Here is a 15,446-nt window from a genome sequence, read left to right as displayed (position 1 = left end):
CAGCGCCGCAGCAATCAAGGCAATTACCATTCTGTACAGGAGGCACAGCATGTCGCTCATTCATGAAATCGACTACGGCACACCGGCCTCCCGCTCCGAAAAACAGATTACGCTCACCATCGATGGCCGCGCCATCACCGTGCCGGAAGGCACGTCGATCATGCGCGCTTCGATGGAGGCAGGCATCCAGATCCCAAAACTCTGCGCCACCGATATGGTGGATGCGTTCGGGTCCTGTCGGCTCTGTCTGGTGGAGGTCGAGGGCCGCAATGGCACGCCGTCCTCCTGCACCACGCCGGTTGCGGCCAACATGGTCGTCCATACCCAGACCGGCCGGTTGAAGGATATTCGCCGCGGCGTGATGGAGCTTTATATCTCCGATCATCCGCTCGACTGTCTGACCTGCGCCGCCAATGGCGACTGCGAATTGCAGGACATGGCGGGCGCTGTCGGCCTTCGCGATGTGCGTTACGGGTATGAGGGCGATAACCATGTGCGCACCCGCAATGACGGCGCCATCAACGCCAAATGGATGCCGAAGGACGAGTCCAATCCTTACTTCACCTATGACCCGTCGAAATGCATCGTCTGTTCGCGCTGCGTGCGTGCCTGCGAGGAAGTGCAGGGCACGTTTGCACTGACGATCGAAGGGCGCGGTTTTGAGAGCCGGGTCTCACCCGGCGCGCATGAGCATTTTCTAGACTCCGAATGTGTCTCCTGTGGTGCCTGCGTGCAGGCCTGTCCCACCGCGACACTGACGGAAAAGTCGGTGATCGCAATCGGCCAGCCGGAACATTCCGCCGTCACCACCTGCGCCTATTGCGGCGTCGGCTGTTCCTTCAAGGCCGAAATGCGCGGCGAGGAACTGGTGCGCATGGTGCCGTGGAAGGATGGGCAGGCCAATCGTGGGCATTCCTGCGTGAAAGGCCGCTTTGCCTATGGGTATGCCAGCCACAAGGACCGCATTCTCAACCCGATGATCCGCGAAAATATCGCCGATCCGTGGCGCGAGGTGACATGGGAGGAGGCGTTTTCGCATATCGCTTCGGAATTCCGGCGCATCCAGTATCAGTATGGCCGCGAGTCCATCGGCGGCATTACCTCGTCGCGTTGTACCAACGAGGAAACCTTTCTCGTCCAGAAACTGATCCGCGCCGGGTTCGGCAATAACAATGTCGATACATGCGCCCGCGTCTGCCATTCGCCGACCGGTTATGGTCTCGGCCAGGCCTTTGGCACGTCTGCCGGCACGCAGAATTTCGACAGTGTCGAGCAGACGGATGTGGTGATCGTTATCGGTGCCAACCCGACCGATGGCCATCCGGTCTTCGGGTCTCGTCTGAAGAAGCGGCTGCGGCAGGGTGCAAAGCTGATCGTCATCGATCCGCGACGCATCGATCTGGTCAAGACACCGCATGTCGAGGCGGCTTACCATCTGCCGCTGAAACCCGGCACCAATGTCGCTGTCATGACCGCATTGGCGCATGTCATCGTCACCGAAGGTCTGTTTGCCGAAGCTTTCATTCGCGAGCGTTGTGACTGGTCGGAATTCGCGGATTGGGCGGCTTTCGTTTCGGAAGAGGCGCATAGCCCGGAAGCGACGGAACGTTTTACCGCTGTTCCGGCCGAACTGGTGCGCGGTGCGGCCCGGCTGTTTGCCACCGGCGGCAATGGCGCCATCTATTATGGTCTCGGCGTTACCGAACACAGCCAGGGCTCGACCACGGTGATGGCGATCGCAAACCTTGCCATGGCCACCGGCAATATCGGCCGCCCTGGCGTTGGCGTGAACCCGCTGCGTGGGCAGAACAATGTGCAGGGCTCCTGCGACATGGGATCCTTCCCGCATGAACTGCCGGGCTACCGCCATATCTCCGACGATGCCACGCGAGACATTTTCGAAAAACTCTGGGGTGTGACGCTCAACAACGAACCGGGCCTGCGCATTCCCAACATGCTGGATGCCGCCGTGGAAGGCTCGTTCAAGGGCATCTACATTCAGGGCGAGGACATTCTGCAGTCCGACCCGGATACCAAGCACGTCTCGGCGGGGCTTGCCGCGATGGAATGCGTCGTCGTGCACGATCTCTTCCTGAACGAGACGGCCAATTACGCCCACGTTTTCCTGCCCGGCTCGACCTTCCTCGAAAAGGACGGCACGTTCACCAATGCCGAGCGGCGCATCAACCGCGTGCGCAAGGTGATGAGCCCGAAGAATGGTTATGCCGACTGGGAAGTGACGCAGAAACTGGCGCAGGCCATGGGGCTGAACTGGGCCTATACGCATCCGTCGCAGATCATGGACGAGATTGCCGCGACAACACCGAGCTTTGCATTGGTCTCCTACGACTATCTGGAAAAAATGGGTTCGGTGCAGTGGCCGTGCAATGAAAAATTCCCGGTCGGTTCGCCGATCATGCATGTCGATGGGTTCGTGCGCGGCAAGGGCAAATTCATCCGCACGGAATATGTGGCGACCGACGAGCGCACCGGGCCGCGTTTTCCGCTTCTGCTTACCACCGGCCGCATTCTTTCGCAGTACAATGTCGGGGCGCAGACGCGGCGTACCGAAAACGTTGCCTGGCATGCGGAAGATCGTCTGGAAATCCACCCGCACGATGCCGAACAGCGCGGCATCAAGGAAGGTGACTGGATCAAGCTTGCCAGCCGTTCGGGCGATACGACGCTGCGGGCGCTGATCACCGATCGGGTGTCGCCGGGCGTGGTCTATACGACCTTCCACCACCCGGACACGCAGGCCAATGTCATCACCACCGATTTCTCCGATTGGGCAACCAATTGCCCGGAATACAAGGTGACGGCGGTACAGGTGTCGCCCTCCAACGGCCCGACCGAATGGCAGGAGGATTACGACGAATTGTCCCGTCGCTCACGCCGTATCGCGGCCAAACTGGAAGCGGCCGAATGAGCGCATTCCAGATGCTTGGCCACGGCGAGAAACGAATGATGTGTCGCCCGTTGCGCGGGCGGCGCCGATGACTATTTTGACCGGCATCAAGAATGGGGAAGCATTGGCCGTGAGGTCGCCGCTTCCCGTGCAAAGGATGCCCCTCATGTCGACCGCCGAACACAGCCCGAATTTCCAGATTGCCACGACCGCTGCCGCGCCGCAGACGATCCGGCGCGATGGCGTGGTGCGCAAGGCGGTTCGGTCTGTGCCGGAGGAGGTGCCGATTGCGTTTTCCTATGGTGGGTCAAGTCACGCGGTGATGATGGGCACGCCGGCGGATCTCGAAGACTTTGCCGCCGGCTTCAGCCTGACCGAAGGTATCATCGCCTCGCTGGCCGAGATCGAGACGATCGAGGTCTTGCAGGAAGGTGATGGTCTGGATGTTCAGATAGTGCTGGCGGAGGACAAGGAGGACGCGTTGCGCGCCCGCCGCCGCCATATGGCGGGGCCCGTTGGCTGCGGTCTCTGTGGTATCGAATCCATCGAGCAGGCCATGCGGCCGGTGCCGGATGTTTCTGCTATCGAGATGGTGCTGTCGGCTGCCGATATTGCCACTGCCAGTTCGGCGCTGAACAGCGCGCAGCCGCTGCATGCGCAGACGCGCGCAGTACATGGCGCCGGTTTTTTCATCCCCGGCGAAGGTCTGATCGCGGTGCGCGAAGATGTCGGCCGCCACAACGCACTCGACAAGCTCTCCGGTGCCGTTCTGCGATCCGGTCGTCATGGACGTGAAGGCGTGGTCGTCGTCACCAGCCGTATCTCGGTGGAGATGGTGCAGAAAACCGCCATCCTTGGCGCACCGATACTGATCGCCATTTCGGCGCCAACGGCCCTTGCCATCCGCACTGCGGATGCCGCCGGAATGACGCTCGTCGCCCTGTCGCGCGGCGAGGATTTCGAAGTGTTCACTCACCCCAACCGTATTCGATTCGAGGCGGAACCCGATGTCTCATGACGCAGATGCAGGCACCCAGACACCTGAGAAACTGATTCGCATGGCCAATCAGATCGGAACGTTCTTCCTTTCCCAGCCAAAAAATACCCAAACTGAGGGAATTGCGACACATATCAACAAGTTTTGGGAGTCAAGGATGCGGCGGCAGCTTTTTGCCCATATCGATAAGGGCGGAGACGGTTTATTGCCAATCGTCAAGGACGCGTCTGCGCTGATCCGTCGCACAGGGTGCGACGAAAAGGCGCCCGTTCAATCCCGTGCCCCGGGGGACACCGCATAAAATCATGCGGCCGGGTGGGAGAGAGCCGGTCGCGTTCGATATTGAAACATCATTTTCCCAGAGGGAGGAAGTGCGAATGGCAGTTGCAACATCTGCGGGCGAAGGTTCCGCAGGCAATGCCGGTCTTCTCGACCGCGAACGCATTATAGCAAAACCTGGTTTTAACCGCTGGCTCGTACCGCCGGCAGCATTGGCAATTCATCTTTGCATCGGCATGGCTTACGGCTTCAGCGTTTTCTGGCTGCCGCTGTCTCGCGCCATTCCCGGCACGCCGGATGCGGCTTGCGCCACCATGAATCTTGTCACCGCGCTGTTCACCACCGAGTGCAACTGGCGCGTTTCGGATCTTGGCTGGATCTACACCCTGTTCTTCGTCCTGCTCGGCTGCTCCGCTGCCATCTGGGGCGGCTGGCTTGAAAAGGTCGGCCCGCGCAAGGCCGGTTTCGTATCGGCTCTGTGCTGGTGCGGTGGTATTCTCGTTGCCGCTATCGGCGTCATGACCCATCAGCTGTGGCTGATGTGGGTTGGTGCCGGCGTCATCGGCGGTGTAGGCCTCGGCCTCGGTTACATTTCGCCCGTTTCCACGCTCATCAAGTGGTTCCCGGACCGCCGCGGCATGGCAACCGGCATGGCCATCATGGGCTTTGGTGGTGGCGCCATGATCGGTGCTCCGCTCGCCAACCTGCTGATGAACCACTTCAAGACCGACGTATCCGTCGGCGTATGGCAGACCTTTGTCGCCATGGCGCTGATCTACTTCGTCTTCATGATGGCAGGTGCCTTCGGTTACCGTATTCCGCCGGCCGGCTGGCGTCCGGAAGGCTGGACGGCTCCGGCTTCCAAGTCGACCATGATCACCAGCAAGCACGTCCATCTGCGCGATGCGCACAAGACACCGCAGTTCTGGCTGATCTGGGCTGTTCTCTGCCTCAACGTTTCGGCTGGTATCGGCGTCATCGGCATGGCTTCGCCGATGTTGCAGGAAATCTTCGCCGGTTCGCTGATCGGCCTGCCTGATCTGACCTTCTCGCAGCTCGACATGGCTCAGAAGACGCAGATCGCCGCGATTGCCGCCGGCTTCACCGGTCTGATCTCGCTGTTCAACATCGGTGGCCGTTTCGTCTGGGCATCGCTGTCGGACAAGCTGGGTCGCAAGAACACCTACTACACGTTCTTCATCCTCGGCATCATCCTCTACACGCTTGCCCCGACGCTTGCCGAAATGGGCAACAAGGCGATGTTCGTGCTGGCCTTCGGCATCATCCTGTCGATGTATGGCGGCGGTTTCGCGACCATCCCGGCTTACCTTGCGGATATCTTCGGCACCCAGTTCGTCGGCGCTATCCATGGCCGTCTGCTGACTGCCTGGGCGACTGCCGGTATTCTCGGCCCCGTCGTCGTCAACTACATCCGCGAAGCGCAGATCAGCGCAGGTGTTGCACCGGGCCCGGCTCTTTATTCCGGCACGATGTACATTCTCGCCGGCATGCTGGTCCTCGGTCTGATTGCCAACTCGCTCGTTCGCCCGCTGGCCGACAAGTGGTTCATGTCGGACGAGGAAGTGGCTTCGCTGCAGGCAAAGACTGCTGCTGCCAACGCTGGCCCGACCGGTTCCTTCGGTATCGGCAAGGGTGGTCTGGATGCCAAGGCGGCTTTCGCCTGGGCCGTGGTCGGCATTCCGCTTCTGTGGGGTGTCTGGGTCACGTTGAAGAGCAGCCTTGCGCTGTTCGGCTAAACCGTGCTCCTGATACGCATATAAAAAAGGGCAGCTTCGGCTGCCCTTTTCCATTCAACGATGAAATTTCAGGATCAGAAATCTTCCCAGCCATCATCCGCGACGGCGATTGCCTGCCCTCTCGAGGCGGTGCGTACCGCTGGTCGTGAGGGTGCGGTGCTGCGGGTGTTGTGCACGGCAGGCGCTGCATAACGTGGCGCGGCGGCGACCGCTCCCGTTGCCTGACCAATGCGGAACTGCTGCAGCAGTCGCCGCAGGTTCTCGGCCTCGGATGAGAGAGAATGGCTCGCCGCAGTGGTTTCCTCGACCATGGCAGCATTTTTCTGGGTAGCCTGATCCATGACGTTGACCGCCTGGTTGATCTCCTTGAGGCTGGCCGACTGCTCGCGGGATGCCTCGACGATTGCCGCCACGTTGGTGTGGATGGCGCCAACCTGACCGACGATCTCGCTCAAGGCCGATCCGGTCTGCCCGACCAGATTGACGCCGTTTGTGACGTAACCGCTGGACGCGTTGATCAGCGTCTTGATCTCCTTGGCGGCGGTCGCCGAACGCTGTGCCAGTTCGCGTACTTCCTGGGCGACGACGGCAAAACCCTTGCCCGCTTCACCGGCACGCGCCGCTTCCACGCCGGCATTAAGCGCAAGCAGATTGGTCTGGAAGGCGATTTCGTCGATCACGCTGATGATGTTGGTGATCTCGCCGGACGATTTGGCGATCTGGTCCATGGCCGCGATGGCGTCGCGGACGATCTGGCCCGATTGCTCGGCATTCTGCTTGGTCAGCGTCACCAGACGGCCCGCCTCGTCGGCGCGGTGTGTGGAGTCGGACACCGTGGTGGTGATCTCTTCCAGTGCCGCTGCCGTTTCCTCAAGAGAAGCGGCTTGCTGTTCCGTGCGTCGGGCAAGGTCGTCGGATGCGCCGGCGATTTCGCCGGAGGAGGCTGCAATGCCGGCGGCGTTTTCCGCCACGGTCTGCATGGCGGCGCGCAGCTTGGCCACGACCTCGTTGAAATCGTGACGGGTTGCTTCCATGCTCGGTACGAAAGTGTTGTCGAGGCTTTGCTCGAGGTCACCGCCCGCCAACGCCTTCAGGCCGTTGCCGAGGCTGGTGATGGCGCTCATGCGCGGTGTCACGTCGGTGGCGAATTTCACCACCTTGTAGACCTGGCCCTTGAGGTTACGGATCGGGTTGTAGGCCGCCTGGATCCAGATTTCCTTGCCCCCCTTGCCGAAGCGAACGAACTCGTCGGCGATGAATTCTCCAGAGGCAAGCTTCTGCCAGAAGGCGGCGTATTCGGGCGAGGCGGCATAGGTCGCATCGCAGAACATGCGATGATGGCGGCCCTTGATCTCCGAAAGGGCATAACCGAGACCCTGGCAAAAATTGTCGTTGGCATCGAGGATTTCACCCTGCGGCGTGAATTCGATGACGGCCTGGGAATTGGAAATAGCTGAAAGCTTCGCCGCGTCCTCGGTGGCTCTTGCCTTTGCAGCGGTGATATCGGAGGCGATCTTGACGACCTTGACGGGTTTTCCACCGCGCAGGACTGGATTGTAGGAGGCCTGAATCCAGATCTCTTCGCCAGCCTTGGTGTGGCGCTTATACTCGCCCGCATCGAATTTGCCTGAGCCTAGATTGCTCCAGAACTGGCGGTATTCCGCGGTTGCCGCATAGGCCGGGTCGCAAAAGATGCGGTGGTGCTGACCTTTGATCTCTTCAAGGCGATAACCGAGCGCCCGGCAGAAATTCTCATTCGCATAGAGAATATTGCCCTGAAGATCGAACTCGATGATGGCCTGCGATTTGGATAGTGCGTCGACAACCTGCTGTGCGCCTGACGTGCCGAGTCCGAACATTCTTCGCTCCCAAGGGCTTTGCGTCCTCGTCGGTTCGTCTGAGGGCAGGCGAATACAACCGGCGATTCATCTCAGGGTTACTTTAGACATTTAAAACTTAATAATAAATTGAAACAAAGTGAACAGGAATCACAATATTTCGTAGGGGATGAACAAAGGGTTCGCAGATCCCACGAATCAAAACGGCCACCGCAGCAATACGGTGGCCGTCAGCTTGTCTTTGCAAGAAAAGCTAAGTCAGGCTGCGAGGTCTTCGGCCTCGGTGCCCTTGAACATCTTGGCAAGGTTCAGGAAGCAGATCATGCCGTTCTCGTTGGCGATAACGCCTTCGGAGAAGGACTTGTCGAACGAGGCGGAGACTTCCGGAACCGGCTGAACCTGGGTGGCTGAAATGGTCAGGATGTCCGAGACGCGGTCGACCAGCATGCCGATGACCATGTTGTGCACTTCGGCAACGACGATGGCGCTGCGCTCGTTGGCAACGGTGCTCTTCATGCCGAGCTTGTAGGCAAGGTCGATGATCGGAATGACCGAGCCGCGTAGGTTCATCACGCCGATGACGTCGGCTGGTGCATGCGGGATGGGCGTGGACGGTGCCCAGCCGCGGATTTCGCGGATGGTCGTGGTCTTCACGCAGAATTCCTGATCGTGCAGACGGAAAGCGATGATTTCCAGGTTCTCATCGCCATAGCTTACGGAATTGATCGTCGTAGCCATCAAACTTCTACCCCATTGCCCTTTGCTGGACGGAGCGGACGCACCGGATATGGCGCACGCGACCGTTGCCGAAAAACTTGTCGTCGATGGCACGGGATGTGCTGTCGATCGATTCGAAGTTTAATGTAGGGGAAGAGTATTTCTTAAATCTAAACCGGCCGACGAAAGCCGGCGCGGAATCAGCTGCTTAGAGCGGTTCATTGTTAAATGGAAACGGTTCTGCCGGAGCAGGTTTTCGTCGGGGCAGTGGCGATTGGCGAAGTGCATGCCCGAAGGTACGTGCGAGCCGATCGCCGCTGATCCCGGCGGAAAGATGCCCGGCCCTTATGGGTTGGCTGAAACGGGCCGGCTGATCGCATGGCCGGCTTGGTCGTATGCTTTGGCTACGACGCGCGCCAGCCATGCGACCATCCAACTCCGTTTGAGCCAACAGAACCGATTCCATTTAACAATGAACCGCTCTAGCAAATGCCGGTCGCACGACGGATCCGATTTAGTATTCTTTTTCATAGAATACGCCCGCCGAACCACCATCGCCGCCCGCACCGGCCTTGAGCTTTACGCCGCGTCCGACATCGAGATTGATGACGGCGCGCGCACCTGCCTTGCCACCCTGTTCAAGCTGGAGGTACGTGCGGTCGTTGATGTAGCGGCCGACCGAAACCGTCGTCTGGCCGTTACTGTCGGTATTGATGTCGAGATCATCGACGCCGAGATTGGCGCGCAGCGTGTCCAGCAGCGAGTTCGAACCACCGCCTGCCAGCTGGCTGACGGCATCGGCAAGCTGGGCGATCTGCAGTGGCGACAGTTTTGACATGGACTGGCCGAAGACGAGCCGTGCCAGAACCTCATCCTGCGGCAGGGCAGGGGAGGAGGAGAAGCTGATATCAGGATCGTTGGCAACGCCTGCTACATTCACCGTGATGGTCGTCTGCGAAGACGTGGTGTCTGCTTCCATATCGAGCACGGGGATAAGGCCGCCGCCGAAGGTGATCTTGCCCTCGGTGAAATCCAGTCGCTTGGTCAGGATGATGATACGGCCGCGGCGCATCTCGAAGCCGCCGGAGACATTCGGTGCGGCCGACGTGCCGGTGACGGTCAGTTCGCCACCGAGTTCCGCATCGATGCCGCGACCGCGGACAAAAATGCCGCTCGGCGCGCTGATGACGAGATCGAGACCGAGCGCAGAGCTGCTGCCGCTGCCGCCCTTCGGCTGGATCTCGGCCATCTGGCGGCGGACATCTGCCGGGGCATTTTTCTGCTTGATATTCAGTTCGGCCAGCGAGGATGGCAGTTTTGCCGGAACCGTAATCGACGTCTTCGACAGGTTGAGGCGGCCGCCGAGAATGGCGTTGGTGAGGAGAGGACCCTTGACCGTCAGCTGACCGTCGGCAGTCGAGGCAAGAAGCTGACCGTCGACATAGGTGGCCTTGGCAAGCGTCACCGTCAGGTCGGCAGGCAGGCCGGCCGCCGGATTGATGCCGATCGTGCCTTGCGCCGAGACATTACCGCCGGTGGAGAGGTTTGCCGTCACCGATGAGAGCGTGGCTTGATCGCGGTTGAAGGCGATGTTGGCGGCAAGGTTTTCCAGGGCGAGATTGCGACGGACGTCGATCAGCCGGGCACCGGATGTGCTGGCCGACCCGGTGACGAGCGGCGCAGCTGCAGTGCCGCCGACATTGACGTCGATATTGCCGTTGCCTTCGAGCACAAAACCCTGACCTGCAAGCTGTGCGCCGAGAAGTGCGAAGGGAACGCCGCCATTGACCTTGAGATTGAGGGCACGATTGCCGGCCAGACCGACCGAGCCGTTTCCGGAAATCGCCAGACCGGACTGGCCGGAAAGGCGGGTATCGACGGTAACGGTATTGTTCTCGAAGCGGCCATTGGCGGTGATGCGGAAAGGCGCAAGACCGGCTGAGCGGGTCTGTTTTACTGCCGCGTCATCCCAGGCGAGATTGAACTGCACGCCGGGCGTCGATGCGTTGTTGAGGGCGGTAACCTTGCCGGTGATCTTGCCGCCGGCATCGAGATCGGGAACGAGGCCATTGGCGATGCTGGCGGGAAGCGCGTTGATGTCGGCGTTGACGTCGAGGACGGGACCTGCCTTGCCGCCGAGGACCACACGACCACCGGCCGTCAGCGACATGCCCTGCGGTCCGGTCAGGCGGGTTTCTGAAAGCGTCAGCGTGTTGTTTTCGAAATTGCCGGCGGCCTTGAGGTTCATGCCGGAAATGCCAGCAGCACCCTGTCGGCGGATTTCCGCGCCATTCCATTGCAGATCGTAACGGACGGCGGGGGCCGCCATCGTGCCGTTGGCCGTGACCGAACCGGTGATCTCGCCGCCCGTCTGGATGCCAGGCACAAAGCTGTTGGCAAGGCTTGCCGGCAATGACGCGACATTGGCAGTGACGCTGATCGGACGTTCGCCTGCAAGACTGACCGTTCCCTTGGCGTCGAGCGCCAGACCGGAAGGCCCGGACAGTTTTACGCCCTCGAGATTGGCAGTGCCCTGCTCGAATGTTCCTGCGGCGGTCAGCTGAAGCGCATTGAGGCCGGCTGCGCGGGTCTGGCGCAGCGCAAGATCTGACCAGCGTAGGTCGTAACGGATGGCAGGTGCTTGCGCCGTGCCGGTGGATGTGACTTTGCCGGCAATCGTGCCACTGGCATCAAGACCTGCGACAAAACCGTTGGCGAGGCTGGCGGGCAGGGCGGCGATATCGGCGTTGACGTCCAGCGCCGGGGCGCCGGATGCACCGTTCAGAATGACCCGGCCGGTCGCCGAGGCGGACAGGCCGCCAGAGCCGGTGATGCTGGTTTCTTCGAGTGTTGCCGTGCCGTTTTCGAAATTCCCCTTGGCCTTCATCTGCAAGGCTGTGACGCCTGCCTGTCTGGTCTGGCGTGTCTGGATTTCGGTGGTGCCGAGATCGTAGCGCACGTTCGGGGCATCGACAGTGCCGGACGCCGTAACCGCGCCGTTGATGGCGCCGCTGGCTTCGAGATCGGGACGGAAAACGTTGGCAAGAGCGAGCGGTACGGAGGCAAGGTTTGCGGTGATATCGAGCTTGCGATCGCCGGACAGTGCGGCATTGCCGCGTGCCGTCAGCGACAGGCCCTGTGGTCCGTTGAGGTCAGCCGCTTCCAGTGTGAACGCCTGATTTTCCAAACGTCCCTTAAGGCGCGCCTGCAGGCCGGTCAACGAGGCTGGACCTTTGCCGACCGCGAGGTCGGCGCCGGTCAGATCAACGGTCGCATTGGGGGCAGAGATGGTGCCGCTGGCATTGATCGTGCCGGAAAACGAACCGGCGGCATTCAGGTCCGGCCGGAAGGCGTTTGCGAGTTTGGCTGGCAGCGCGGAGATGGAGGCATCGACCGACAACGGGCGATCACCGGCAAGGTCGAGCCAGCCTTTGGCAGACAGCCCGACACCTTCGCCGGTTCCAGACAGTGTATCGAGCGTGACGCGATTGTTTTCGAAGCGCCCCTGCGCTGCAATGGCAAGCGGACCCACGGCGGCCTGGCGGGTCTGGCGCACGGCCGCATCGCGCAGGTTGAGATCGAAGGTCGCCGATGGTGCAGCTAGCGTGCCCTTGGCGCCCACACGGCCGGATAGAAGGCCGGCCGCATCGAGGTTCGGAAGAAATGCATTGGCAAGCGCTGCGGGAATGTCGGTCAGTTCGCCATCGATATCGACAGCCTTGTCGTCGTTCAGCGAAACGGAACCGCGGGCCGTCAGGCCAAGCTGGCCGGGGCCGGAAATCCTGGCATCGGCGATGGTCAGGGCGTTGTTTTCGAAACGTCCGGCCGTCTGAAGCTGAAGTGCGGAAAGTCCTGCCTTGCGGGTCTCGGTGGTTGCGGCATCAGCCCATTTCAAATCGAAATCGGCAGCCGGTGCAGCGATCGTTCCCTTGGCGCTTGCACGGCCGGATATGCTGCCGGCCGCATCAAGGCCGGGCCGAAAACCATTGGCAAGCTTGGCCGGCAAGGCGCCGATCTCGGCATTCACATCCAGACCGGGGCCGCCATCCTTCAGGCCGACAGAGCCGTTTGCCGAAAGCGACAGGCCGTCCGGGTTGGTGATGCGGGTAGTGCCGAGTGTGACGACATTGTCCTGAAGCTGGCCATCGGCTTCGATCAGTAAAGGCGAAATACCAGCCGCTTTCGTCTGGCGAAGCTGCGCATCGCTCCATTGCAGGTCGTAACGTACGACCGGTGCAGCTGTGGTGCCAGTGGCAACGATCTTGCCGGTAATGGCGCCGGCCGCGTCGATGTTTGGAACAAAAGCATTTGCGAGTGTCGCCGGCAGCGTGGTGACGTTTGCCGTGAGATTCAGATTGGTGCCTGCCTGACCGTCCAGTACGACACGGCCATTGCCGGCATTGATCGTCAGTTCCGAAAGGCTGACGGCGCCATCGGCGATGCCGATCCGAGACGGTCTCGACAGCGCAACGTCGATACCGCGTGGCTTGGCGGTAAAGTGGTCGATCGCGACCGTCATGCCGCGGCTATCGGGGGTGATCGATCCGGCTGTCGAAAGCGGTGCCGAATCAAATTGTGCGGCAAGATCGAACAAGGTCGCCGCGTCGTTCCTTTTGACGCCGAGAACCACATCGGTCAGCGCCTGCGCGCCGACGCCGATGCGGGCCGCGCGGATCGTGCCTTCGGCGGTCAGGGCCCGCAGGTCGGGCAGGGTCATGTCGACCGACGGTGAGGCTATGGCAATACCGCCGCGGGCAAGCGCGTTGCCGGTCGCCTTGACCGTCACGGATGGCTTTTCACCGGCATTGACGAGATTGACCGTGCCGCGCAGGTCACCCTGCACCTGCTGGCCGGCGAAGGAGGCGAGGAGCGCGAGTTCCGGAAAGTCGAATTCCAGATTGCCCTGTGGCAGAAACTGTTCGGAGAAATCGAGCGCGCCGGTCAGCTTGTTTGAGCCGACATTCAGCTGCAGATTGGATGTCGACAGGCGGCCGCTGACATAGGCGACATCCGATCCGGCATCGATCTGCTTGCCGTCGACGCGGGTGGTGAGGCCGACATGCCCGCGCGGCGCATTGGGATCGGCCGTGGCGTCGATGTTGACGCTGAAAGCTTCTATCAGACGGCCGGCAACACGGGCTTCCGCCGAGTTGACGACGCCCTTGACGGCCATGGCCGATAGCGGGCCGGTTGCCGAGATGTCGTAGCCGGCGGCCCCCTTGGCGTCCGGACGGAACTTGCCGATATCGGGCATACGCCCGGCCAGCCGCGCATTGATCGTCTGGTTTTCGACAACAGCGTTGCCGTGGCCTTCGATGGTGCCGGAGCGGATCGTCAGGTTTTCCAAAGCCATGCGCCCGCCGATCACGGCGTTGACATAGGCCTCGACGCCGATCGCTTCGGCAAACTTTCCGGCAATCGCAGGCGGCAGGACGGCCGGGTTGGCGGTCATGCGGATATTGCCGGTCACGGCCTGCTTCGACAGATCATAGGCGCCGCTGATCGTGCCGTTGAGGTTGGCGCTTTCGACCGTGGCCGCGTCAAGCCCGATGGCCGGCAGTGCCAGACGGATCGGCGCATCCAGCGTGAACGGTGAGCGGATGACGCGGTCGAGATCCGCATTGGCAAAGGCCGAGCGGGCAATGGTGAGGCGGCTGCGGATGCTGCCGGCGCGCTCGACGAGATCGAGATCCTCGCTCTCGGCCTGCAGGCGCACTTGCTCGAAACGGCCCTGCGGCAGTTCGGCGGAACGAATGGCGGCCGTCGCGTTGAAGCGGGCCGACGTTGCCGCACCCGTCAGCGTGAAATTGACATTGTCCACCGAAAGGCGCGCCTGCTGGTTCTGCTGCAGCGGCCAGTTGATGGTGATCGGGCCATTGGCGCCGGCAACGCTGGCGGTCAGGCTGTTGTCGCCCTTCTGGTCGAGTGCGCCGGATGCCGCGACCTTGACGGCGCCGGTGCTGATATTGCCCTTGTCGATATCGATGCGGTCGCCATTGCCGAAGCGCGCGGCGACATCGATCGCGGTGAGGCCGGCAAAGAAGGGACGCAAGGCCGGCGGCAGCATTTCCTGCAGCTGGCCGCCGCCTGTCAGTTCAAGACGATGGCGTCCATTATCCGTCAGGGTATGCTTGCCGTTGACGCTGATCACAGGCGCGCCATCGACATTGCCATCCAGCTGGCCGGTCCAGTTCGACAGCGGGCCGCTACCATCCAGCGCCATGGCCACGGACGGGTTGCCCGGCAGCCGCAGCAGGCGTGCAATAAGGCCGCCCTGCGGTTCGGCGATCGACGCCTGCAGCTTCAATTCATTCTGCTCGGGCGCATAAACGATGTCAGCTTCGGCCATCGCATCGGGCAGATCCTGACGATGGGCGGCAAAGTTCAGGCTGACCCGCTCGGATGTCGCATCGACGGCGCCATGGGCGGCGATGGAGAAATCGCGGCCGGCAAAGGCTTCGGCAAGGCGGATATCGGGAAGTTCAAACCGGTCGATTTTGAGCTCGACGGGCAGCGAAAATCCGCTGCTGCTGCTTGTTGTCGTCTCGGCTGGCGTTTCGCTTTCGGCGGGTGCCCGCGTCAACGCGATGGACTGTATCGCAATTTTTTCCGCATGAAATGTCGCGGTCAGCAGGGCAAGCGGCGACCAGTCGACGGCAATGTTCCTGATCTCACCAAAACTACCCTCACGGTCGGCTAAGGTGACGCCTTCGATGCGCAGGCGGCCGGACAGAACACCCTTCAGGCGGGAGATCCTGATCGTCTGGTCGGGAGTGGAAATCAGCGAGGAAATGGTGTCGGCAGCGATGCGTCCGCCGGCGGGCGCAAGCCCGACGAACAGGATGACGGCCACGGCCAGGACGAGCAGAATCGCGACGACGCCGGCGACGGCGCGCGTGATCCATTTCATCAGGCGAAACAATACTGTCATCGAACGCGATCAGACCTTT

Annotated in this window: 7 protein-coding genes and 1 pseudogene; 4 read left to right on the top strand and 4 right to left on the bottom strand. The window is 61.3% G+C overall.

Annotation, left to right across the window (positions count from 1 at the left end):
• Positions 1–49: 49 nt before the first annotated feature.
• From fdhF to EDF70_RS20060, 4 genes are all read left to right on the top strand, one after another.
• The gene (gene fdhF / locus EDF70_RS20075) at positions 50–2,929 is read left to right on the top strand and encodes a formate dehydrogenase subunit alpha (protein WP_132277197.1); all 2,880 of its coding nucleotides are present in this window, start codon (positions 50–52) and stop codon (positions 2,927–2,929) included.
• Positions 2,930–3,074: 145 nt separating this feature from the next.
• Positions 3,075–3,926 (top strand): formate dehydrogenase accessory sulfurtransferase FdhD, encoded by an 852-nt coding sequence (gene fdhD, locus EDF70_RS20070; protein ID WP_132277195.1) that lies wholly within the window; start codon positions 3,075–3,077, stop codon positions 3,924–3,926.
• The gene (locus EDF70_RS20065) at positions 3,916–4,206 is read left to right on the top strand and encodes a formate dehydrogenase subunit delta (protein ID WP_132277193.1); all 291 of its coding nucleotides are present in this window, start codon (positions 3,916–3,918) and stop codon (positions 4,204–4,206) included. Before fdhD ends, EDF70_RS20065 begins: the two co-directional genes overlap by 11 nt.
• A 76-nt stretch (positions 4,207–4,282) precedes the next feature.
• Positions 4,283–5,941 carry an OFA family MFS transporter gene (locus tag EDF70_RS20060; RefSeq protein ID WP_132277191.1) on the top strand — a complete coding sequence of 553 codons (1,659 nt, stop codon included), beginning with the start codon at positions 4,283–4,285 and terminating at the stop codon, positions 5,939–5,941.
• 74 nt (positions 5,942–6,015) lie between these two features.
• On the opposite strand, the gene EDF70_RS20055 is transcribed toward EDF70_RS20060, so the two are convergent.
• The 4 genes and pseudogenes from EDF70_RS20055 to EDF70_RS20040 form a co-directional block, all read right to left on the bottom strand.
• On the bottom strand, positions 6,016–7,800 hold the full coding sequence (locus tag EDF70_RS20055; protein WP_132277189.1) for a PAS domain-containing methyl-accepting chemotaxis protein: 1,785 nt from the start codon (positions 7,798–7,800) through the stop codon (positions 6,016–6,018).
• Between the two features lie 237 nt (positions 7,801–8,037).
• Complete coding sequence (locus EDF70_RS20050) at positions 8,038–8,517, bottom strand: chemotaxis protein CheW (RefSeq protein ID WP_132277187.1); 480 nt, start codon at positions 8,515–8,517, stop codon at positions 8,038–8,040.
• 216 nt (positions 8,518–8,733) lie between these two features.
• Positions 8,734–8,928, bottom strand: a pseudogene (locus EDF70_RS30720) (hypothetical protein); the annotation flags it as partial.
• Positions 8,929–9,010: 82 nt separating this feature from the next.
• Positions 9,011–15,427: a translocation/assembly module TamB domain-containing protein gene (locus tag EDF70_RS20040; protein WP_132277183.1), complete on the bottom strand. Its 6,417-nt coding sequence runs from the start codon at positions 15,425–15,427 to the stop codon at positions 9,011–9,013.
• Between the last annotated feature and the right edge of the window lie 19 nt (positions 15,428–15,446).

The sequence above is a fragment of the Neorhizobium sp. JUb45 genome (assembly GCF_004343585.1).
GTDB lineage: Bacteria > Pseudomonadota > Alphaproteobacteria > Rhizobiales > Rhizobiaceae > Neorhizobium.
The sequence above is the reverse complement of the archived record's forward strand: the minus strand, read 5'-3'. Positions and strand labels throughout refer to the sequence as shown.

Bases quoted from the DNA above. Each gene is read 5' to 3' on its own strand.
- EDF70_RS20055 (WP_132277189.1), bottom strand. From the start codon at position 7,800: ATGTTCGGACTCGGCACGTCAGGCGCACAGCAGGTTGTCGACGCACTA.
- fdhF (WP_132277197.1), top strand. From the start codon at position 50: ATGTCGCTCATTCATGAAATCGACTACGGCACACCGGCCTCCCGCTCC.
- fdhD (WP_132277195.1), top strand. From the start codon at position 3,075: ATGTCGACCGCCGAACACAGCCCGAATTTCCAGATTGCCACGACCGCT.
- EDF70_RS20060 (WP_132277191.1), top strand. From the start codon at position 4,283: ATGGCAGTTGCAACATCTGCGGGCGAAGGTTCCGCAGGCAATGCCGGT.
- EDF70_RS20040 (WP_132277183.1), bottom strand. From the start codon at position 15,427: ATGACAGTATTGTTTCGCCTGATGAAATGGATCACGCGCGCCGTCGCC.
- EDF70_RS20065 (WP_132277193.1), top strand. From the start codon at position 3,916: ATGTCTCATGACGCAGATGCAGGCACCCAGACACCTGAGAAACTGATT.
- EDF70_RS20050 (WP_132277187.1), bottom strand. From the start codon at position 8,517: ATGGCTACGACGATCAATTCCGTAAGCTATGGCGATGAGAACCTGGAA.